Origin of the sequence: Rhodococcus sp. 15-2388-1-1a, from assembly GCF_002259145.1 — a bacterium.
Classification (GTDB): domain Bacteria; phylum Actinomycetota; class Actinomycetes; order Mycobacteriales; family Mycobacteriaceae; genus Rhodococcoides.
The window spans coordinates 1-20,568 of sequence record NZ_NPFP01000031.1; the positions used below are offsets into that span (position 1 = coordinate 1).

The following is a 20,568-nucleotide window of genomic DNA, read 5'->3' on the forward strand; positions in this document are numbered from 1 at the left end:
GGCTAGATCAGTACCGCGCCGTTCGACGCCGATCCGACCAGCTTGGAGTATTTGGCCAGCACTCCTCGGGTGTAGCGCGGCGGCAGTGGTGCCCAGCCCTGTGCGCGGGAGTCCAGTTCGGCTGCGTCGACGAGTAGGTCGAGGGTGCCCTTGCCGACGTCGAGTCGGATCTGGTCACCGTCGCGGACGAAGGCGATGGGGCCGCCGTCGACTGCTTCGGGTGCCACGTGTCCGACGCAGAGGCCGGTGGTGCCGCCGGAGAATCGGCCGTCGGTGAGCAGCAGGACGTCCTTGCCGAGTCCCGCACCCTTGATGGCTCCGGTGATCGCGAGCATCTCGCGCATCCCCGGTCCGCCCTTGGGTCCCTCGTAGCGGATGACCACGACGTCGCCCGCTGCGATGGTGCCGTCTTCGAGGGCGTCCATGGCCGCGCGTTCACGCTCGAAAACGCGTGCGGTGCCGACGAAGACGTCGGAGTCGAAGCCCGCGGACTTGACCACGGCCCCACCGGGGGCGAGTGAGCCTTCGAGGATGGTGATGCCGCCCGTCGGGTGGATCGGCTTGTCGAGTGCGCGCAGCACCTTGCCGTCGGGATCCGGGGGTGCGATGTGAGCGAGGTTCTCCGCCACGGTCTTTCCGGTGACCGTCATGCAGTCGCCGTGCATCAGGCCGGCGTCGAGCAGAGCCTTCATGACCACCGGAACTCCGCCGATCGCGTCGACGTCGGTCATCACGTGCTTGCCGAAGGGCTTGACATCGGCCAGGTGCGGAACCTTCGCGCCGACGCGGGTGAAGTCGGCGAGGGTCAGATCCACCTGCGCCTCGTGTGCGATGGCGAGCAGGTGCAGCACCGCGTTGGTCGAGCCGCCGAAGGCCATGACGACGGCGATGGCGTTCTCGAATGCTTCCTTGGTGAGGATGTCGCTGGTGCGGATGCCGCGTCGCAAGAGGTCGACGACGGCCTCGCCGCTGGCATGTGCGAATCCGTCGCGTCGGCGATCGGGAGCGGGGGGAGATGCGCTGCCGGGCAGCGACATTCCCATCGCTTCGGCTGCGCTGGCCATCGTGTTCGCGGTGTACATTCCGCCGCAGGCACCTTCGCCGGGGCAGATGGCGCGTTCGATGGTGTCGACGTCGGCGCGTGACATCAATCCGCGCGAACAGGCACCGACGGCCTCGAAGGCGTCGATGATCGTCACCTGGTGCTCGCTGCCGTCGGACAGGGTCGCGAATCCGGGCAAGGTGGAGCCGGCGTAGAGGAAGACGCTGGCCAGGTCCAGACGTGCTGCGGCCATGAGCATTCCGGGCAGCGACTTGTCGCAACCGGCGAGCAGGACGGAACCGTCGAGACGTTCTGCGCTGATGACGGTTTCGACGCTGTCGGCGATCACCTCACGTGAGACCAACGAGAAGTGCATGCCCTCGTGACCCATCGAGATGCCGTCGGACACCGAAATGGTGCCGAATTCCAGCGGGTAGCCGCCGGCGGCGTGGACGCCCTTCTTGACGGCCTTCGCCAGACGTTCGAGCGAGAGGTTGCACGGGGTGATCTCGTTCCACGAGGACGCGACGCCGATCTGGGATTTGCCCCAGTCTTCGTCGCCCATTCCGACGGCGCGGAGCATGCCGCGGGCAGCGGTCTTCTCCAGTCCGTCGGTGACGTCGCGACTGCGCGGCTTGACGTCGATGCCTTCTTGGGGATTCTGCGGGGTCGTCATGACACTCCTGAGCGGTCGGCGAATATGGATCCTCGGTCGCGTCCTGGAGGTTCCGCTCCTGAGGTCGCATTCACCGTCAACCCTAAACCCGTGGGTTCGGCGCATCACGAGGAGTGGTGGTCGAGGTGAGTCCTCGGTCGGATTTCTTCACCGCAAGTTCCCCTCCCGCAGTGACCAATGGCCCTGTCGTGCACTGCCCGCGTGGGTCGACAGTGGTGGGCAGCCATCGCCTCGCGGTGGAAGGTCGAGGAGAGATGATGAACGATCAGCCGGATTCTGCCGTGGTGGAGATGTTGGTGGAGCTCGCGTGTCGCGCTCCGTCGGTGCACAACAGTCAGCCGTGGAGGTGGGTTCTCTCCGAACACGGACTCGACCTGTTCACCGATCGGACGCGACTGCTGGGGGCGATCGACCCGACCGAGCGGCAGATGGTGCTCAGCTGTGGGGCAGCGCTGGACCATCTGTGTACCGCAGCCGCGGCTTTTCGGTGGACGGCCGACGTCGAGACGATGCCGACGGCCGGTGCGCCGGACCATCTCGCGCGTATTCGATTGACCCACGACGCGCACCCTCGATCGCACGAGTTCGACCTGTTGGCGGCCATCAATCGACGCCATTCGGATCGTCGGGCGTTCGGTCCGGTGCCGGACAACCGCATTCCGACGCGGTACTTGGGGCGGGTCGACGGAGCCGACGACATCCGGACGACGTTCCTGTCGGCCGAATCCAAGGAAACGCTGGCCACGGCATCGCGGCTGAGCGCAAGCATTCGAAAGTACGACGCGTCGTATCAGGCCGAGATCAGGTGGTGGGCCGGACACTCGTTCCGATCGGGAGGAATTCCGCCCGAGGCCCTCACCGATCGCGCAGAGGCATCGAGGGTGCAGGTGGGCCGTGACTTTCCCGAGCCGCACCGAGTCGGTGGAACGGAAACACGAGAGCCGGTGACCGACGAGTCCACGGTGGTGCTTCTCGGTACTGCGTCCGACGATCGCCTGGACTGGTTGCAGTGCGGGCGGGCCATGTCCGCCTTCCTGCTGGCCGCAACCGCCGATGGACTCGCTACTTGCCCTCTCACACATATGACCGAGCAATCTGGCAGTCGCCGCCTGGTCGAGTCCTTGGCCCCCGGCCGGGGTGTGCCGCAGGTGCTCGTTCGGATCGGTGCGCCGATGATCGGCTCGCCTCTCGCTCCGACCCCGCGGCGAACGGTGTCGTCGGTGCTGTCGGTGGCCGCTCGCAGTGCGGCTCGGGGTTCGCGCAGAACCACGCCGCTGTGACCGGGTATCACGGACCGGAAACTGGGGACCAAATGCTCTGTGGTGCGCTCGCTGTCGAGCTGTCCAATGGGACACGAGTATCCGAGAACGGATGACCGTCGACGGGCCCGGCCGTGTGGTCCGCCCAGACCGAGGACAGGAGATGGCCATGGTTCTGGCACATCATCAGAAAATCGTTGTGGGCGTCGATGGTTCGCCGACCAGCATCTCCGCTGCACTCTGGGCGGCAACCCTGGCCGAGCGACTGAAGGCCCCGCTGCACATCGCCGGGGCGGTGCAGCATCCCGCGTTCTACCTCGGCGAGTCCGCATCGGTCGTTCCCCTCGACATCTGGGACGAGCAGCGTCGCGCCGCAGAACGCATCGTCACCGACGTTGCCACCTCGGTGCTGGCCCGGCATCCGCACAGCGCCGTGACCACGTCCGTGGACGAGATGCCAGCGTGCTCCATGATGGTCGAACTCTCGCGCACCGCGCGCATGCTCGTCGTCGGCAACCCCGGTTCGGGGCCGATCGTGTCGGCGTTGTTCGGGAGCACAGCACAGAGGACATCGACGACGGCGTGGTGCCCGGTGATCGTGTGGCGCGAGGGAATCGACGCCGCCGACGCGCCGATCCTCGTCGGTATCGACGGCAGCGCGACGAGTGAAGCGGCGGTCGAGCAGGCCTTCGATCTGGCTTCGAGGTTCGACGTGCCGATGATCGCCGCACATGCCTGGAGCTCGTTGTCCCAGGGTGCCGCTCTGTCCCTCCCCGGATCACCCGACGACAGCGAGATCGAGCGTGAACAGCAGCTGTTGCTGTCCGAGTGCCTTGCCGGGTGGAGCGAGAAATATCCGGACGTCACCGTGGAACATGTCGTACAGCAAGGCAACCCGGCTCACCTGCTGATAGAGCAGTCCAAACGGGCAGGCATCGTGGTGGTCGGCAGTCACGGGCGAGGAATCGTCGCCAGTGCCCTGTTCGGATCGACCAGCAACAACCTCACCCGGCATGCCCACTGCCCGGTGATGATCTGCAGGGACCGATGACCAACCGGACGGTGCCGAATCGTTCGCGCCACCACGAGGAACGCCGTCGCATACTCGACGCGAGCACCGCGAACCGGCTCGCACACAGCGCAACACGGGCTCGGTTGATCGGCCACGATCACTTCGGCCCCACCGTCGACGTCGTGCCCTGCATCTGGATCGGGAGTCGGGTGTACTTCTACGCCGAGGGGCGGTCGCAGTTGGGGCGTAGCATTCTCGACTCGTCGGTCGTGCTGGAATTCGACGACGAGAATCCCTCTCGCGCAACAGTGTCCACCGTTGTCGTCCACGGTATCGCGCGTCCCGTCCTGGACGTGCGACGAGATGTCCTCGAACAGGCTCTGCCGCGGCCGCATTCGGAGGAACCGCCGATGCACCGGCTGGTCGAAGTGGCTCCGACGTCGGTCTCGGGCGTCGAACTGACATGCCCCGACCGCAGTAGCCATCCGAAATCGAACGACGTACCGCGGAGGACCACAACGACGACCGACGACGACGCAGCCGAGGCGCCGGGGGCGGTGGTGCTGGGGTCCGAGTCCATCACCGTCGACATACCGACGGCCACGGGACCGAGAGTCTTCCCGGTGACCACAGCCGCGATCGGGGGCGTGGTCCATGCGGTGATGATCGCGGAGTACGGACCGATCGGTGGAGTCTCTCCGGACGGGCATGTTCTCGCAACGGCCGTGTCGGACCTGTGGCCGGATGCACGAGTGTTCGAGCGTCGCAGTACCGGTGACCGCGGTGCCGACCCGCGTGGCTACGAGAGCTTCTACGTCGAACTGGACTCGAGCGGTCACCGATCCGACGCCGATCTCGAAGCGGTGTCTGCCCTGTTCCGCTGACCGCTCCCGGCCTCGTCACCGGCGACTGTCACCCGAACGCCGCACTGCCGCGGAGCGAACGGCCAGTGCAGCCTCCACCGATTCGGACACGGTCCCCGCGCACGACACCTTCTGTGCCGTCGGCCACGGGGCCCGGCTGCGCGTCATCGCCTCGTAGACCTGCCTGGTGGCGTCGGACACCGACGAACGGCGAGTGGCGATGCGCTGCAACGACGTCGAGGCCGGCACGACGCATTCGATCTCGATCGAGGTCGAATGCGCGAGGGTGGACAGCAAGCGTGCGCGCTCTCGCATACTGGGGTCGGTCCACGTCGCGTCGATGACGACCGAACGGCCCGCTGCCACGAGTCCCCGTGCGCGACGGAGCAATTCCGCGTAGGTATGGTCGGTGACGCTCGCGCTGTACAGCCCTTCGCCCACCCCCGAATGCCGTGGCTCGGACGGATCGAGACCGGCCAGCTCCTTGCGCACCACATCGCTGGACAGAACCAGGGCCCCTGTTCGAGCAGCGTACTCGGCTGCCACCGTGGACTTTCCGGTTCCGGGAAGCCCTCCGACAAGAGTCGTCGTCACCGTCGCCGCTTCGAGGTGCATCAGTGCCAGTCGGGCATGCGCGACGGCATCTGCAGTCGACGTCGCGCAGCCCTGGAGAGCGCGAATGCATGCGACCTTGGCGCGAACCGTGGCTCGGTAGGCGATGTAGTGGTCCACCAGCGACCTGGGTGGTGCGTCGCAGGCAGCCTCGAGGTAGGTGTCGACGACGAACCGCGCTGCGTCGAGTCTGCCGAGGTACTCGAGGTCCATTGCCAAGCAACATATGTCGTCGAGACCGTCCAGGTATCGAAGGTCGTCGTCGAAATCGAGGCAATCCAGGATGCGCGGTCCGTCGGGCATGCAGAAGATGTCGTCTGCGAGCAGATCGCCGTGGCCGTCGACCGTGCGTTCCTGCGCCACTCGGAGGTCGAACAGGGAGCCTCTGCCTGCAAGGTAGCGGGCCGATCGCTCGTCGATCTCGTCGATCACCGCGGGGTCGATTATGGGGCGCGGGAGCGCACGCAGTTCGCGGATGTTCGCGGCCCATCGCCCACGGAGAGCCTCACGGGTTCCTGCACGATCGATCGTGTTTTCGTGTGCGCTGAATTTGTGCACTCGGGCCACGATCCGCGCGATCGCGACCAGTTCCTCGGTGACATCGGCCCCACTTCGTGCCAGCGCGGACAGCTTTCGTGACTCGGGGAGCCTGCGCATCTTCAACAACGGCTCCGGCGGCGCGCCCTCGGGGTCGGTCAGTTCGGCGATACCCAGATACACATCCGGCGCGAACCGGGCATTGAGCGTGTATTCGCGATCGAGTGCGCGCCAACGTGAGTCGACGGTGGAGAAGTCCAGGAAGTCGTTCTGCACGGCCTTCTTCATCTTGTACGCGACGGAACCGAGCAGCATCACGTAGGCGGAGTGGGTTTCGTGGACGGTCACGCATCCGGAGCCGTGATCGGGGCCGGTAGTCGTCGTGGGGTGCGTTCGCTGATCGAGATCGGCCATCGGTGTCCTCCGGGCGAAGAGTGGTCCGACGAACGTCGATGTGGTGCATCGCCGATGCTGTCGTCGAGTCGGATGGGATCCGTCGTCGGCACACGTTACGAGAACCGCTGCCCACCCACACCGGACCTAGGTCACCGGGTTCGAGGACATAGGTCGCCCAGCGGACCTCGGGTGTGGATCGTGACCTGCTGTGATCGTGACCTGCTGTGATCGTGACCTGCTGTGATCGTGACATTGTGCCCTGGTGCAGGGCCCGTGTGCGGCGGAAAATTTGGGCAGACACACGATCAGGGAGAGTGGGCGGTTGCGGTGTTCGGATACGACTTCGCTCGCTGGTGGCGCCTGGCACCGTGGAGTACCAATCCCCTGATGCGGGGACGTGATCGAACCGCGGCTCTCGCCTTCGCCTGCGCGATGGCGGTGATTCTGGGACTCGTTCCCTTCGCCGCGCTGGTCGGATCGCTCACCTACGCCGATCTCGATGCCGAGTCGGTCCGAACGAGCGCTACCACTCAACAGATCGATGCCGTGGTGACGACTGAGCCCACGCTGCGGTCGCAACCGAGTGGCACCGTCGACGTCATCGATCACTACGCGACTGTCGCTTGGGAATGGCCGCCGGGTCAGCTACACAGTGACGAGATTCGCGTACCGGACGGCACCGAACGGGGCGGCACCGTTCCGACGAGAGTCGATGCCGAGGGCAGGCGAGTTGCGGAACCGTCGTCCGCGACGTCGAACGTGCTGTTGGGAATCGCTGCAGCCGTCGGCTTCTGGGTGGTGGGCACGGTCGTTGTCGCCACCTCTCTCGAGGCGACGCGGTACTTCGACCGGCGAGCGCGGATGCGCCAGTGGGACCGCGACTGGCTGAAGTTCGAGACCGAACGTGGTCGGACGAAGGGAGATTCGGCATGAGGGACCTCGGCCACCTCGATGATGGACCAAGTGCTCTGAATGTTGGGGCGACTGCAGATCTACGTTCGATTCTATTCGACTGCATCGACGGTCGACGACGAGACGAGGAAGAATCATGAGTAATTCCACCGACCGCGTGCGTCCCATCCTGGTAGGTATCGACGGCTCGAGCGAGGCCGACGCCGCAGCGCGGTGGGCGGCCGCCTATGCGGCGAAGGTGCGCGCACCCGTGCGCTTGATTCATGCAGTCCCCGAGGGGGATTGGTACGGATCGGCGGCGTTCGTCGACGGCGGTGCGCTGGAAAGGGATCTGCGTGCGATCGGGCGCAAGCATCTCGCCCGCGCCGAGGCAGCGATTCACGACGTAGCACCGGCGGTGTCCGTCGAGACGTTCACCGCCGATGGAACCATCGCCTCGTACGTGTCGAAGGCCGACGCGGAGCTGGTGGTGCTTGGATCGAGGAAGTCGAGCGCGCTGCGAGACCTGACTCTCGGCAGCAACACTCTCCGAGTCGTGACGCATGCACCGTGCCCGGTGCTGCTCATGCGCGACGCAGGCGACAGCGCCGACGTCGGGCGTCCGATCGTGGTCGGGGTCGACGGAAGTGAGCAGTCGGATCGGGCGCTCGGTGCTGCTCTCGAGATCGCTCACACCCTCGGAACGCCGGTGGTCGCGGTGAACTACTGGGGATTCGCCGTTCAGGCAGGTCTGGGAACAGGATTCGAGAACGTCGATTGGGTGAGCATTCGCGAACACGAAAAGCATTGGCTCGAAACGCATGTGGAGACCATGCGCGAGAAGTACCCGGATGTTGCGCTGAGCACTGTGAGCGCGCAGTCGAGCCCGACGCGAGGCCTGCGTGCGATGTCCGCGTCGGCGTCTATGCTCGTGGTCGGGTGCCGAGGCCGGGGTGCCTTCCTCGGAACGATTCTGGGATCGGTCAGTCAGAACCTCGTCCACCACGCCGACTGCTCGGTGCTGATCGTGCGGTGAGTCACGCGCTCCGACGCGAGGCAGGTGGTGGTGAGCCGATGTCGCAGTGTGGCGGGCAGTTCGACGCGTCCTCGCCGGTACCGCGGATCAGAGCCGCCGCGATGCCGGCACCGATCACCAGCAGACCGGCGCACATCAGCATCGCGGTGTGGAAGCCGTCCGAGAACACCTCCGGTGCAGCGTAATCGGAGCCTCCGATACCGGCCAGCGCAGGCAATGCCGCCACGGCGAGCAATTGACTGGTGCGGGCCACGGCATTGTTGACGCCCGACGCGATTCCGGCGCGATCGGTGGACACCGCACCCAGAACCGCTCCGGTCAGCGGGGCCACCAGAGCGGACAGTCCGAGCCCGAAGACGACAACCGCGGGCAGAACGTCTGTGGCATAGGTGGATCCGGGCCCGATGCGCAACATCAGCAACAGTCCCAGCGCCGAGAGCAGAGGCCCGACGGTCATCGGAACACGAGGTCCGATGCGTCCGGCGATTCTCCCCGCGCGGGCGGACAGGACGAGCATGAGAGCGGTGATCGGCAGCGTGGCGACCCCGGCCGCGATCGGTGAGTAGCCCACGGCGAACTGCAACTGCAACACCAGAAGAAAGAACACTCCGCCCAGCGCCGCGTACACGGCGAAGGTGACGAGGTTGGCCGCCAGGAACACGCGTGAGGCGAACAGCGACGGCGGTACCAGTGGATCGCGCGAGCGACGCTCGATCACCACGAACACCCCGGCCGCGACGACACCCAGAGCGAGGGCCAGAGTGTGTGACTCGATCAGACCGTACGTGAGCAGACCCAGCGCCGCTGCGACGGTGACCGCGCCCGGCATGTCCAGTCGGCCGGATGCGTGCGGATCTCGGCTCTCCGGAACGTGTTTCGCGGTCACCCAGATCACGATGACGGCGAGCGGAATGTTGATCAGGAACACCGAACGCCAGCCGACTGCGTCGACCAACCAGCCCCCGAGCAGCGGGCCGATCGCCGACGCCACGCCGCCCAGTCCCGACCACAGACCGATTGCAGCTCCTCGATCCTCGGCCTTGATGGAGGCAGATATCAGCGCGAGAGAACCCGGCGTCAGCAGGGCCGCGCCGACCCCCTGAAGTAGTCGCGCCGCGATCAGCACCTCGATACTGGGGGCGAGCCCGCACAGCACCGACGCGGCCGCGAACCAGACGGTGCCCCAGACGAACACCCGCCTGCGCCCCAGCCGGTCACCGAGGGACCCGCCCAGCAGAATCAGCGACGCCAACGTCAGGGTGTAACCGCTGAGTGTCCACTGCAGACCGGTGACGCCCGCACCGAGATCGCGACCGATCGCAGGTAACGCGATGTTGACCACGGTGGCGTCGAGCATCGCCAGAGCCGAACCGAGCACCGTGGCTGCGACGATCCACCGCCCCCGAGCGCTCGAGACCGAGATGTCGGTGGCGGTCACAACCGTTCGACGCAGACGACGAAGTTGCGTGAGTCCTTCTCGAATCCGTACAGCGCCGGGTCGGGGCAGTCGTCGACGGACGAGGTGCCCTGCAGGATGGTCACGACGCGGCGGGTGTCGGCACCGGGGGTGGCGCAGTCGATCCGCTGGGCGAACTCACCGACCAGGTCCATGCACCCGCCGACCTGCCAGTCGATGTCGAGGCACAGGGCTCCCTGTTCGATGTCGAAGTAGGTCTCGTAGTAGTACTGATCGGCGTCCTCGGGGCACTCGGCCGATGTCGGTGTCTTGGCGAAGACGACGTAGTTGGATTGCGGGGATCCGCAGGTCGCGTTGGCGATGGCCGCCTCGTCGACGGTGCCGCCCAGGTTGACGCACTCGCCGATCTCCACGTCGATGTCGACACTGCCGCCGTCGTCCATCTCGGGGGTCGGAGTGGTGGTGGGAGGGTTGGTGGTCGTGGTGGGCGCGATGGTGGCACCGGAGATGGCGACGGCGGTACCGGACACCTCCGAGGCGCACCCGCCGAGTATCAGGGCCGCGCACGACGACAGCGCGAGAACGAGAGCGCGGACCGAACGGTTGGATGACGCCATGGTGAGTCCTGCCCTCGTAGGTTCGAGCGTGCCGTGTTCATCGACCGTGCTCGTGTAGAAAATATCGGACTCGCTCGTCGGCTGCATGAGGCAGGATGAACTGCGTGGATCTTCCTCTTGCCGTGCCGGTCGCACCGATGCTCGCCAAAGCCGCGAAAGTGGTGCCCGCGCAGCCCGAGGACGGGCCGGCCGTGTGGTCGTACGAGCCGAAATGGGACGGGTTTCGCGCCATCGTCTTCCGCGACGGAGACGAGGTGGTGCTGGGGTCACGCGGCGGCAAGGACCTGGCCCGGTACTTCCCGGAGTTGGTGGAGGCGATCAAGGCCGAGCTGCCCGAGAAGATCGTCGTCGACGGTGAGATCGTCGTACCCCGCGAGAAGGACGGTTCCACTCGCCTGGACTGGGAGTCGCTGTCCGAACGAATTCATCCCGCGGCGAGTCGGGTGACGATGCTCGCGGAGAAGACTCCGGCGCAGTTCATCGGTTTCGACCTGTTGGCCGTCGGCGACGAGGACCTGACGAGTGAGCCGTTCGCGACGCGGCGAGCGAGACTGCTCGACGTGGTCGGCCCGCACCCGAAGAGTTGCTTCGTCACCTCGGCGACCGAGGATGCATCAGTGGCCGAGGACTGGTTCGAGCGTTTCGAGGGTGCCGGGCTGGACGGTGTGGTGGCCAAGAAGCTCGACGGGCTCTATCTGCCCAACAAGCGCGAGATGATCAAGATCAAGCATGCGCGCACTGCCGACTGCGTGTTGATCGGCTATCGAATCCACAAGTCCGGCAACGGTATCGGTTCTTTGCTGCTCGGTCTGTACGACGGTGACGACCTGCGGATGATCGGCGGTGCGTCGGCGTTCACCGACAAACGCCGGTTGGAATTGCTCGAAGAGCTCGAACCGCTGCGACTCGGCGACGACGTCACGTACGACGGTGAAGCCACCCGCTGGAATTCGTCGACCGACCGCAACTGGATTCCGGTGCGCATCGAGCGGGTCATCGAGGTGGCCTACGACCAGATGGAAGGGGCACGGCTGCGGCACGTGGCGCGCTTCCTGCGGTGGCGACCCGATCGCGATCCACGCTCGTGTGCCTACGACCAACTCGAGGTTCCGGTGCGCTACGACGTCGCCGACGTCATTGCCGGAGGACGATAGCCATGGCCGCGAAAACGCCACCGGCGTTCGTGCAGGCCGGCGAACGCGACGTACGCGTGTCGAGCCCCGATCGCGTGATCTTTCAGGCCACCGAACGCACTTCGGAGATCACCAAGTTGCAGGTGTGCGAGTACTTCGCGGCCGTCGGTGAGCCGCTGATGCGGGCCATCGGTGACCGCCCCACCGCAATGGAGCGTTGGCCCGACGGCTATCGCGAGGGTATGCGATTGGCGCTCGGCCCCCAGGACAAGGAGGGCGACGGCTTCTACCAGAAGCGGTTGCCCAAGGGTGCGCCCGAGTGGATCGAGACGGTGAAGATCGCGTTCCCGAGCAAGCGCACTGCCGAGGAGTTGTGTCCCTCGGAACCGGCTGCGCTGGTGTGGGCGGCGCAGATGGGCACGCTGACGTTTCATCCGTGGCCGGTGCGTCGACCGGACGTCGACCATCCCGACGAGCTGCGGCTCGACCTCGATCCGCAGCCCGGGACCACGTTCGCCGACGCCCTGCGCGTCGCCGACGTGACCCGAGAGCTGTTGGAGGAGTTGGGCTTACGCGGCTACCCGAAGACCAGCGGCAATCGGGGTATCCACATCTACGTCCGCATCGAGCCGCAGTACACCTTCGAGCAGGTGCGCCACGCGGCCATCGGTCTGGGCCGAGAACTCGAACGGCGCGACGACGGGGTGACCACCAACTGGTGGAAAGAGGAACGCGGAGAACGCATCTTCATCGACTACAACCAGAACAACCGAGACCGAACCATCGCCAGCGCCTGGAGTCTGCGCGCTCGACCGGGCGCGACGGTGAGCACCCCGATGACGTGGTCGCAGTTGGCCGAGGTCACCGATCCACGTGACTACAACCTCGTCACGGTGCCGGACTACGTGTCGGACGGAGACCCGTGGGCCGATATGGACGAGCAGGCCTACTCCCTCGAACCCCTTCTGCACCTGTGGGAAACACTGCCAGGCGGGGAGCTGAACTTTCCGCCGGATTACCCCAAGATGCCCGGCGAACCGCCGCGCGTGCAGCCGTCGAAAAAGGTTGCCGAGCACTGGGATGCAGAGGGTAATCGCACCGAGAGCTGACGGAGTTGCGATCTCTCTTTCGCGACTGCCTGCACGGAATATCCATCACCCCACGCGCGCATGTCTTTTCGCTTCGCGATCGGCCTTTATTCCACTCATGGTCAGGATGACGGCTCCACCGAGTGCCAAGGCCACCGAGAGCGTCAGCATGGCCATGGCGGGGACGAAGCCCAGGACCAGTAGACCTGCGATCGACACCGCTGATGCGAGGCAATGGATGGCGCCCGCCATCATGTAGGGATATGCGGCTCTATGGCCGGCGACCCAGGCTTCCTTGCTGGACTTGGTTGCCCGCGTTTTGATGCCGATCAGCGAATTGGGTTCTTGGTCCGGGTCTTTGGTCACCAGTGCGGTCACGTATACCGTCAGCGACAACACGAACAGTGTCAGCGCGATCGCTCCCGTTACCGCGCGCGCGGATTCTGCGTCCACGGTCGATCCCTTCCGTCTCGGTTGCCATACGCCTCACCGCAGCATACCGTTCGGTCTACTTCGAGTCGCCGGGCAAGGGTGCACACTACGGAGCCGTATCGACGGGATTCGGTCGATACGGCCGTGTTCCGTGCAACCCGGCCCACCCTCACATGGATTCGAGTTCCCGGATCAACGTTGCCGCATCGTACGGTCCGATGTGGCGGGTCAGGTTCTTGTCGCCGCGTCCCAGGTAGAACGTCGGGGTGCCGTCCACGTCCGAGGACGAGGCGTCGAGTTCGTCGTCCTCGACGCGAACGACGTGATCACCGGTGCGGATGTCGTCCTCGAACTTGTCCATGTCGAGGCCGAGTTCGCGTGCGTAGCCGTCGATGTCGTCGGGTTCGAGAGCATCACTGTTGCGGAACAACATGTCGGCCATCTCCCAGAACTTGCCCTGCGCTGCGGCGGCCTCGCTGGCGTATGCGGCGTAGCGGGCGTGCGGGTGATAGTCGTCGAGCGGTAGGTGTCGGTAGACGTAGCGCAGGTCGTCGCCGAAATGCTTGCGTACCTCGGCGACGCTGCCGGTTGCCTTGCTGCAGAACGGGCACTCGAAGTCCGCGTACTCCACGATGGTCAGTGGTGCGTCGACCGGACCGCGGATGTGATCGCGTTTGGCGCTGACCGGACGCAGGATGCGGAGCGACGCTTCGGCTTTCGGCGGGTGGATCTTCGCGTCGATGCGGAACAGGATCCAGCCGAGCGCCGCCGCGATGACCGAGGCCGCCAACACGCCGACGCGTGCCTCGTCGGCCAGCAGTTCGTCGTCCAGTGCGAGGTCGATGATGAACAGCGAGATCGTGAACCCGATTCCGGACATGGCCGCACCACCGGCGATGTGCGACAGTGTCAGTCCGGGAGCCAGGGACGACGGTCGCAGTTTTGCGAAAACGGCGGAGGCAGCGGTGATTCCGACGAGCTTACCGAGGACGAGACCGGCGATGATGCCCCAGGTGAGCGTCGAGGTCGATGCAGCTTTCAGTGTCTCCGAGCTCAGCACCACTCCGGCGTTGGCGAGCGCAAAGATCGGCACGATGATGAACGCCGTGTACGGCTGATAGAGCCGCATGAGACGTTCGTTGACCGAGACTGCTCGATCGAGTCCGAGGCGAGCCGCGCGGGCGTATTCGGGATTGGGCGATTGCCGGAACGCGCGCGTCAGGTCCGACGCACGTTCCACCTCGGTGCGTCTCGGCGGGTAGACCGGAAGGATCAGCGCGATCATCACTCCCGCAAGAGTGGGGTGGACTCCGGACTCGTACATCGCGGTCCAGGTGAACAGTGCGACGACGAAGTACCCCACGCCGCGCCACACCTCGAGCCGGCGCAGCAGGAAGATCAATCCGAGCCCGACGAACGCCAGAATCAGTGGCACCACATCGAGGTCGTCGGTGTAGAAGAACGCGATGATCGCCAGTGCGCCCACATCGTCCGCAACAGCGAGGGTGAGCAGGAAGATGCGGAGCCGCGCAGCCTTCTTCGGCCCGAGGACGGCGAGCGCCCCGAGCAGGAATGCGGTGTCGGTGGAGATGACGACGCCCCACGCCTGAGCCGCGGGCCCGGACGGATTGAAGGCGAGGAACAGCAACGCAGGCGCGGCCAGGCCGGCAACGGCAGCGACGATAGGTATCGCGGCACGTGATCGATCGGTGAGCTCGCCCATCGCGAACTCGCGCTTGACCTCGAGGCCGACGACGAAGAAGAACAGCGCCATGAGCCCGTCGTTGACCCAGTGGGCGAGGTCGAGGGAGATGCCGTGCCGGCCGACGGTGATCGACAGCTCTGTGTGCCAGAACGACTGATAGGTCTCGCCGAAGGGTGAGTTGGCCCATATCAGGGCGATCAGCGTCGCCGCGAGCAGAAAGCCCGCCGCCAGGGTCTCGCTGTTCTTCTCCCCGCGAGCCCGGGAGATCCGTTCGACGAACCGTGCCGTGGGCCGACTCGTCGGCGTGATCTGATCTGCCATCGTACGGCCTGTGTCCTTCCGAGAGTGTTGTGAAGCAGTCTGTACCAACGCGACGGTCGGCGCTTTGCTTCCACGCAGGTGAGTGTGGTTGTCGGGCCAGCTGCCCGGTGTTGTGATGGGAGAGATGTGCACGACATATTCGGTAATCGGCATTAGTCCGTCGAGAATCGGGAATACAAGTCCGACTCACCCCTGCCACGAAGGAACATCCATGCGTGATTTCATCTGCCGCAAATGCGGACAGAAGCTGTCGTTCGAGAACTCACTGTGTCTGAGCTGCTCGAGCGCACTCGGCTTCCATCTGCCGAGCAGAGCCCTGCTGGTGCTCCCCGACAAGGCCGACGACGGTGTTGCCGAGGCAGAGGTGGACGGCGCCACGTGGAAGATGTGCGCCAACCTCAACACTGCCCGCTGCAACTGGCTCGTCGACACCGCAGACGCCGACGAACTCTGCGTGTCCTGCCGGCTCACCCGCACTCGCCCCGCCGACGACGACGTCGACGCGATGGCCGCGTACGCGGACGCGGAGACCAACAAGCGCCGCGTCGTCCTCGAACTCACCGAACTCGGCCTGCCGATCGTGGGTCGCGACGAGGACAACGCCACGGGCCTGGTCTTCGATCTGCTCTCGAGTGCCGATCAGCAGGTGATGACCGGCCACGACAACGGCCTGATCACTCTCGACCTCGCCGAGGGCGACGACGTGCACCGCGAGCAGTTGCGCGTGGCGATGTCCGAGCCGTACCGCACACTCGTCGGACACTTCCGGCACGAGATCGGCCACTACTACCAGATGGTGCTGGTCGGAAACGGCGAGAATCGCGCGGCGTTCGAGGAGCTCTTCGGAGACCCGGATTCCGATTACCAGGCCGCGCTCGATCGCCACTACAGCGAGGGTGCACCGGCCAACTGGGAGGACGACTACGTCTCGTCCTACGCCACCATGCACCCCGCCGAGGACTGGGCCGAGACATTCGCGCACTACCTCCACATTCGCGACACCCTCGATACGGCCGCTGCGTTCGGCATGGCACCGGCCGGTTCGACGCTGGAGAGCCCGCTGCCGGGTGACGTCGGCTTCGATCAGATCATCGAGTGGTGGCTGCCGTTGTCGTGGGCGCTGAACCAGATCAACCGATCGATGGGCCACCAGGATCTCTACCCGTTCGTGCTGCCGCCGACCGTCGTGAAGAAAATCGGGTACGTGCACTCGCTGATCGCACCCAGCACACTCTGATGCTCTGCTAACTGTTCTTGAGCTTCGTGGCCCGGGGCGTATCCTGTGTTGTCGGCATGCCGCCGATGCGGGGTACGCCCTGTGCAGTAGCGGGACCAGTGCAGTAGCAGGACGAGGTGGCGACCATCAGCGAGCAGACAGTGGATTCGACGGGCACTCGCCCGCCGGTCACCGATTACGAGCTGAGCCGACGGTTGGCCGAGGTCGCGGAGAAGCTGCGGCGTCAGCATTCCGATCCCGAGCGTGTTCTGGCCGTCATCACCGAGTCGGCGGTGGCCAATGTGCCGTCTGCAGAGTTCGCGTCCATCACCACCGTGCTGCAGGGCAAGTTCGTACACAGCGCGGCGCTGTCGGGAGAGCCCGCAGGCCACTGCGACAAGATCCAGGAACAGCTGGGCGAGGGACCGTGCCTCGAATCGGCGATCGAACAGACGACCATCAGGATCGACGACATGGACAGCGACACCCGCTGGCCACTGTTCGCCGACGCGGCGTCCGCTCTCGGAGTCAAGAGCATGATCTGCTTCCAGCTCTACGTCGAGGGAGTCAACTTCGGCGCACTGAACCTGCACTCCACCCGTACCGACGCGTTCAGTGCCGAGGCCGAGTCGATCGGCTCACTGTTCGCTGCGCACGCGGCCATCGCGTTCTCCACCGCACGCGAGGAACAGCAGATCCGAGCCGCGTTGACGAGCCGAGATCTGATCGGTCAGGCCAAGGGCATGTTGATGGAGCGCTACAACCTGAATTCGCAAGCGGCATTCGCATTGCTGGCCAAGCTGTCTCAGGACACCAACGTCAAACTCGCCGATCTCGCCGAACAGCTGGTAATCGACGCTGCGAAATCGACCGACTGAGCCCCGTCTCCAGCGGTCGGGCGCAGTCAGCGCACATCGAGGCCGTCGGTACTCGCTACCGACACGGCCGGGCCGTCCGACGCGACGAAGACCTCGATCCTGACGTCCTCGTCCAGGTAGCGACTGAGTAGCGCCAATCCTGTTGTGGCGGCGATGATCTCGTGTACGCGGTCACCCGAGATCGGGTAGTCGTCCACGTCGTGACGCCAGTGCGCCGCCACCAGGGTGCCGCCGGCCTCCAGGTGCTCGACGACGCGGGTGGCCGCCGCCGTCAGGTCGTCGGCGTCGAGGTAGTACCCGACTTCGCTGATGACGATGAGATCGAACATCGCCTCGGGTGTGGGCAGGGTCGACCAGTCGTCGGACAGTGACCACAGCGCGAATTCGACTGCAGCAGTATCACCGACGCGCCTGCGTGCGGAATCGAGGGCGCTGTCCACCACGTCGGTGGACACCACGTGATCGCACCGGGTCGCCAACTGTTCGGTGAGCACCCCGATGGAGCAGCCGGGTTCGAGCGCGCGCCGATAATGCGGCTTCGGTAGCGACGCCAGGGTCAGAGCATATTTACGCCGCTCGTACCACTTGCTGTCAAGCATGAACGGATCGTCCTCGGCCGCATAGACATTGCGGAAGTAGTCGGCACCGAGGCTGGTTGGAGAACCGTGGCTCGTCCGAGAATCCATGCTCACGCGAACACCACTTCGAACGGTCGCCGATAGCGGGCCAAGATGTGGGGCGGCAACACCGCTCGGTCCGCAGGGTGATCGGACAGTGGATGGATCTGGGAATCGAACTGCTCGATCGACGCTCGCTTGGCGGCGAGGGTGTGCTCGGGAAGGTCGATGCGGCGTCCACGCGTCCAAGGCACAGCAGGATGATTCGGAGTTGCCCAGTGCCACATCCAGATCGGGTACTCCACCACGTGGATCCCGACGGCGTTCGCTGCGGTGAGACAGGCACGCGCAGTGGCTTCGTGGTCGGGATGTCCGTCTCCGCGCCACGGAGCCAGGCACCAGGTGCCCGGAGCGGCGTCGAGCAGCGGTATCAGTGCATCGGCCACCGCGCCCTCGTGATGCTCGACGGCCCCGTCGGCGATCTGCAGCCGCGTCGGAGAGTGGTCGATACCCAACTCGGCCAAGGCACGCTCGGATTCGACGGGGCGACGCGCACGCAGATCTTCCGCCGTGACGGTGGGGGAACCGGGATGGGAGCCGTCGCCGTCGGTCACCGCGACCACCCTCACGTCGACACCTGCCGCGGCCGCCAACGACAGCAGGCCACCGACGCCGAGTACCTCGTCGTCCGGGTGCGGAGCGACGACGACCATGGTGACGACGTCCTTCCACTGCAGACCGGGGATGGACCAATCGGCCGACATCCAGTCCGATTCGGCAGTGCCGACATCGACTTCGGCGTCGAATGCGTTCTCTACCATGGATTGTCCTCCTCGGCGATGTCGTGCCCGAGCGCTTCGAGATCGCGTTCGGCGTGGCTCTGCCTCAGATAGACCGTGAGATCTGCGACGCGTCGCGCGTGCTCGGCATCGCTGCACAGCGGGCCGGCACCGAGAGCGCGACCGACGCGGTCGATGCACTGAGTCGCCGCGTCCTCGACCACTGCCCGCACGATGCGGGCTCGGGTTCGGGCTCGACCGGAGCGGTCGAACGGATCCGCGTCCACCTCGGCGGCAGCGGTGGTCAGCACGCTCGAGGCCGCACCGAGTGCCGCTGCGATGGCACCGAGATGCGCGGCGCGGTGCGGGTCCGGCCTGTCGCGGACGGCGGCATGCAGCGTGTCCGCCACCGCGCACGCGCTCCCGAACCAGGCTGCAGACACTCCGATGGCCCCGTGCCAGAAGCCCGGCCGAGTCAGGTAGTCGGTCGGTCCACCGACCGCAACGGCCGGGACGCTGTCGAATGCAACCGAGCCGGAATCGCTCTCGCTCATCCCCACCGCATGCCACGTGTTCGGTACCGGAGTTGCGCCCGGATGCGTCAGATCGGCGGCGAACAGCCGCGGACTGCCCTCCACGCGCGCGGTGACGAGGGCATGGGTGCACAGTGACGCACCCGAGCACCACGGCTTCGTTCCGGTGAGAACCCAGCCCGAGTCCTCCAGCACTGCTTCGAGAATCGGCGCGGGCGGTTCCGCAGCCCACACTCCCCAGATCTGTCCGCGCTGCGGCGTCGGACCGTCGAGTTCGTGCAGGATGGCGATCGCGTCGGTATGCGCTTCGGACCACCGGCCCAGCACCGTGTTGTGTCGGCTCAGGGCGGCGAGCGACTGCCAGCGCAGATCGGTGTATCCCGAGCCGGGCAGCGCCAGGTCGAGACGACCGTCCGCCTCGAAGGCCAAGAACGCGTTGCGCAGTCCGGTGTCGATGTCTGCGCGGCCGGTGGACTCGAGAAAATCGGTTTCGCTCATGCGGTGGCCTCCAGAGCACGTAGGAATCCGGCCATGCCGTCGGGCGCTCTACCGCGCAGTCGACCCGATGTCGTGACCGGAATGTCGCACACCCGACGGCACTCGATGCCGCCGAGCTCGAGTCGTCGGACCAGATCGTGGTCCTCACCGGTGGCCAGTGGTGCGAACCCGCCGACGGCGAGGTACTCCGCCGCTCGGACACCGAGGTTGGCACCGTGCACGTGGGGATGGCCGAACTCGTGTCGATAGTGCGCGTCGTACGAGGATCGCAACCCGAGGTTGTCCTCGACGTGGCCCTCGAAATCGACTGCCACCGTTCCTGCCACTGCTCGAGCGCCCTCGGCGGCATGCCGTAGATGGCCGAGCAGCCAGTCCTCACCCACCCGGGTGTCGGCATCGGTGGTGGCGAACCAGGTGGCGTCGAGTCGACCGCCGTCTCGGGAGCCGCCCGAGAATCCGGCGGCTCTGGCCGCTCCGACGTTGCGATGCATCACCTCGATCGCCGACACGGACGGGTGACGTGCCGCGATGCGCGCGGAGTCGTCGGTGCACGCATCGAGCACGACGATCGTCGAGACGGACACCGAGGCCGCGTCCATGACGCGGCGCTGCGCTCGCGCCAGGGCGGTCAGGCAGGCGTCGAGCAGATCCTGCTCGTTGTGCGCCGGTACGACGACGACGATGTGGCTGACTGGGGTACGGGGGAAAGCATCGGAGATCACGGTCCACCCTTTTCGGACACCGGACGTCGGAAGAGTCCGTTTCGGAAACCGCCGGTGTCTGGACGGGATGTGCTCCCGTCGCACATACCCATTCCCCGGCAGCCGACACATGTGGACCGACCTGCAGTGACAGCGCTCGGGACCGGTTGCGGGAAGATACTCGTACTCGCGGTTTCTTTCGTCCGTTTCGGAAATATCCGATTAGCAAATGTCGGGGCGGTATGTGTTAATGGGCTTTGCTCACGCACAGCTCTGTCGGTGGGCATCGCGACGCAGCACGAAGGATGG

General features: G+C 65.7%; 19 protein-coding genes. 9 read left to right on the forward strand and 10 right to left on the reverse strand.

What is annotated here, in order from left to right; translation table 11 throughout:
• Positions 1-2: 2 nt before the first annotated feature.
• On the reverse strand, positions 3-1,718 hold the full coding sequence (gene ilvD, locus CH302_RS17460) for a dihydroxy-acid dehydratase (RefSeq protein ID WP_037196185.1): 1,716 nt from the start codon (positions 1,716-1,718) through the stop codon (positions 3-5).
• A 257-nt stretch (positions 1,719-1,975) separates the two neighbouring features.
• Here ilvD and CH302_RS17465 point away from each other — a divergent pair, with 257 nt between their 5' ends.
• The 3 genes from CH302_RS17465 to CH302_RS17475 all read left to right on the forward strand — a co-directional run bounded on the left by CH302_RS17465 (position 1,976) and on the right by CH302_RS17475 (position 4,873).
• Positions 1,976-2,998, forward strand: coding sequence for an Acg family FMN-binding oxidoreductase (locus CH302_RS17465; protein WP_329955325.1), 1,023 nt, complete (start codon positions 1,976-1,978; stop codon positions 2,996-2,998).
• A 148-nt stretch (positions 2,999-3,146) separates the two neighbouring features.
• A complete protein-coding gene (locus CH302_RS17470; protein ID WP_037196287.1) occupies positions 3,147-4,028 on the forward strand; it encodes a universal stress protein in 882 nt (293 codons plus the stop codon).
• Positions 4,025-4,873 (forward strand): hypothetical protein, encoded by an 849-nt coding sequence (locus tag CH302_RS17475; RefSeq protein WP_037196182.1) that lies wholly within the window; start codon positions 4,025-4,027, stop codon positions 4,871-4,873. The genes CH302_RS17470 and CH302_RS17475 overlap by 4 nt, the downstream gene beginning before the upstream one ends.
• Positions 4,874-4,888: 15 nt before the next feature.
• On the opposite strand, the gene CH302_RS17480 is transcribed toward CH302_RS17475, so the two are convergent.
• Complete coding sequence (locus CH302_RS17480) at positions 4,889-6,415, reverse strand: bifunctional aminoglycoside phosphotransferase/ATP-binding protein (protein ID WP_082323883.1); 1,527 nt, start codon at positions 6,413-6,415, stop codon at positions 4,889-4,891.
• Positions 6,416-6,724: 309 nt separating this feature from the next.
• On the opposite strand from CH302_RS17480, the gene CH302_RS17485 reads away from it, so the two are divergent.
• Together CH302_RS17485 and CH302_RS17490 are read left to right on the forward strand one after the other, a co-directional pair.
• A complete protein-coding gene (locus tag CH302_RS17485) occupies positions 6,725-7,330 on the forward strand; it encodes an Rv1733c family protein (RefSeq protein ID WP_037196179.1) in 606 nt (201 codons plus the stop codon).
• A 115-nt stretch (positions 7,331-7,445) separates the two neighbouring features.
• Positions 7,446-8,324, forward strand: coding sequence for a universal stress protein (locus tag CH302_RS17490; RefSeq protein WP_037196177.1), 879 nt, complete (start codon positions 7,446-7,448; stop codon positions 8,322-8,324).
• 1 nt (position 8,325) lies between these two features.
• Here the strand turns inward: CH302_RS17490 and CH302_RS17495 are convergent, their stop codons facing one another.
• A complete protein-coding gene (locus CH302_RS17495) occupies positions 8,326-9,762 on the reverse strand; it encodes an MFS transporter (protein WP_037196175.1) in 1,437 nt (478 codons plus the stop codon).
• Positions 9,759-10,358, reverse strand: coding sequence for an LppU family putative lipoprotein (lppU, locus tag CH302_RS17500; RefSeq protein WP_037196282.1), 600 nt, complete (start codon positions 10,356-10,358; stop codon positions 9,759-9,761). Before lppU ends, CH302_RS17495 begins: the two co-directional genes overlap by 4 nt.
• A 104-nt stretch (positions 10,359-10,462) precedes the next feature.
• On the opposite strand from lppU, the gene CH302_RS17505 reads away from it, so the two are divergent.
• The gene (locus tag CH302_RS17505; RefSeq protein WP_037196280.1) at positions 10,463-11,512 is read left to right on the forward strand and encodes an ATP-dependent DNA ligase; all 1,050 of its coding nucleotides are present in this window, start codon (positions 10,463-10,465) and stop codon (positions 11,510-11,512) included.
• Positions 11,513-11,514: 2 nt separating this feature from the next.
• Positions 11,515-12,600, forward strand: a complete 1,086-nt coding sequence (locus CH302_RS17510; protein WP_037196173.1) for a DNA polymerase domain-containing protein — start codon at positions 11,515-11,517, stop codon at positions 12,598-12,600.
• A 45-nt stretch (positions 12,601-12,645) separates the two neighbouring features.
• On the opposite strand, the gene CH302_RS17515 is transcribed toward CH302_RS17510, so the two are convergent.
• Entirely contained in the window at positions 12,646-13,032 is a 387-nt protein-coding gene (locus CH302_RS17515) for an SdpI family protein (RefSeq protein ID WP_037196171.1), read from the reverse strand.
• A 148-nt stretch (positions 13,033-13,180) separates the two neighbouring features.
• Positions 13,181-15,037 (reverse strand): Na+/H+ antiporter NhaA, encoded by a 1,857-nt coding sequence (gene nhaA / locus CH302_RS17520; RefSeq protein ID WP_094649994.1) that lies wholly within the window; start codon positions 15,035-15,037, stop codon positions 13,181-13,183.
• Between the two features lie 211 nt (positions 15,038-15,248).
• Between nhaA and CH302_RS17525 the strand changes: the two genes are divergently transcribed.
• Both CH302_RS17525 and CH302_RS17530 read left to right on the forward strand, forming a co-directional pair.
• The gene (locus CH302_RS17525) at positions 15,249-16,274 is read left to right on the forward strand and encodes a zinc-binding metallopeptidase family protein (protein ID WP_037196161.1); all 1,026 of its coding nucleotides are present in this window, start codon (positions 15,249-15,251) and stop codon (positions 16,272-16,274) included.
• A 116-nt stretch (positions 16,275-16,390) separates the two neighbouring features.
• Entirely contained in the window at positions 16,391-17,131 is a 741-nt protein-coding gene (locus CH302_RS17530; protein WP_170945799.1) for a GAF and ANTAR domain-containing protein, read from the forward strand.
• A 26-nt stretch (positions 17,132-17,157) separates the two neighbouring features.
• On the opposite strand, the gene CH302_RS17535 is transcribed toward CH302_RS17530, so the two are convergent.
• The 4 genes from CH302_RS17535 to CH302_RS17550 are packed head-to-tail and all read right to left on the reverse strand — an operon-like array spanning position 17,158 to position 20,280.
• Positions 17,158-17,817 (reverse strand): class I SAM-dependent DNA methyltransferase, encoded by a 660-nt coding sequence (locus tag CH302_RS17535; protein ID WP_037196152.1) that lies wholly within the window; start codon positions 17,815-17,817, stop codon positions 17,158-17,160.
• 2 nt (positions 17,818-17,819) lie between these two features.
• Positions 17,820-18,569, reverse strand: a complete 750-nt coding sequence (locus CH302_RS17540) for a PIG-L deacetylase family protein (RefSeq protein WP_037196150.1) — start codon at positions 18,567-18,569, stop codon at positions 17,820-17,822.
• Positions 18,563-19,558 carry an acyl-CoA dehydrogenase gene (locus CH302_RS17545; protein ID WP_230596530.1) on the reverse strand — a complete coding sequence of 332 codons (996 nt, stop codon included), beginning with the start codon at positions 19,556-19,558 and terminating at the stop codon, positions 18,563-18,565. The genes CH302_RS17540 and CH302_RS17545 overlap by 7 nt, the downstream gene beginning before the upstream one ends.
• Complete coding sequence (locus CH302_RS17550) at positions 19,555-20,280, reverse strand: glycosyltransferase (RefSeq protein WP_037196148.1); 726 nt, start codon at positions 20,278-20,280, stop codon at positions 19,555-19,557. The genes CH302_RS17545 and CH302_RS17550 overlap by 4 nt, the downstream gene beginning before the upstream one ends.
• Between the last annotated feature and the right edge of the window lie 288 nt (positions 20,281-20,568).

Excerpts from the sequence above, each read along its gene's own strand:
- lppU (WP_037196282.1), bottom strand. The coding sequence starts at position 10,358 with ATGGCGTCATCCAACCGTTCGGTCCGCGCTCTCGTTCTCGCGCTGTCG.
- CH302_RS17540 (WP_037196150.1), bottom strand. The coding sequence starts at position 18,569 with ATGGTAGAGAACGCATTCGACGCCGAAGTCGATGTCGGCACTGCCGAA.
- CH302_RS17525 (WP_037196161.1), top strand. The coding sequence starts at position 15,249 with ATGCGTGATTTCATCTGCCGCAAATGCGGACAGAAGCTGTCGTTCGAG.
- CH302_RS17475 (WP_037196182.1), top strand. The coding sequence starts at position 4,025 with ATGACCAACCGGACGGTGCCGAATCGTTCGCGCCACCACGAGGAACGC.
- CH302_RS17470 (WP_037196287.1), top strand. The coding sequence starts at position 3,147 with ATGGTTCTGGCACATCATCAGAAAATCGTTGTGGGCGTCGATGGTTCG.
- CH302_RS17535 (WP_037196152.1), bottom strand. The coding sequence starts at position 17,817 with ATGGATTCTCGGACGAGCCACGGTTCTCCAACCAGCCTCGGTGCCGAC.
- CH302_RS17465 (WP_329955325.1), top strand. The coding sequence starts at position 1,976 with ATGAACGATCAGCCGGATTCTGCCGTGGTGGAGATGTTGGTGGAGCTC.
- CH302_RS17490 (WP_037196177.1), top strand. The coding sequence starts at position 7,446 with ATGAGTAATTCCACCGACCGCGTGCGTCCCATCCTGGTAGGTATCGAC.
- CH302_RS17480 (WP_082323883.1), bottom strand. The coding sequence starts at position 6,415 with ATGGCCGATCTCGATCAGCGAACGCACCCCACGACGACTACCGGCCCC.
- CH302_RS17510 (WP_037196173.1), top strand. The coding sequence starts at position 11,515 with ATGGCCGCGAAAACGCCACCGGCGTTCGTGCAGGCCGGCGAACGCGAC.
- CH302_RS17545 (WP_230596530.1), bottom strand. The coding sequence starts at position 19,558 with ATGAGCGAAACCGATTTTCTCGAGTCCACCGGCCGCGCAGACATCGAC.
- ilvD (WP_037196185.1), bottom strand. The coding sequence starts at position 1,718 with ATGACGACCCCGCAGAATCCCCAAGAAGGCATCGACGTCAAGCCGCGC.
- nhaA (WP_094649994.1), bottom strand. The coding sequence starts at position 15,037 with ATGGCAGATCAGATCACGCCGACGAGTCGGCCCACGGCACGGTTCGTC.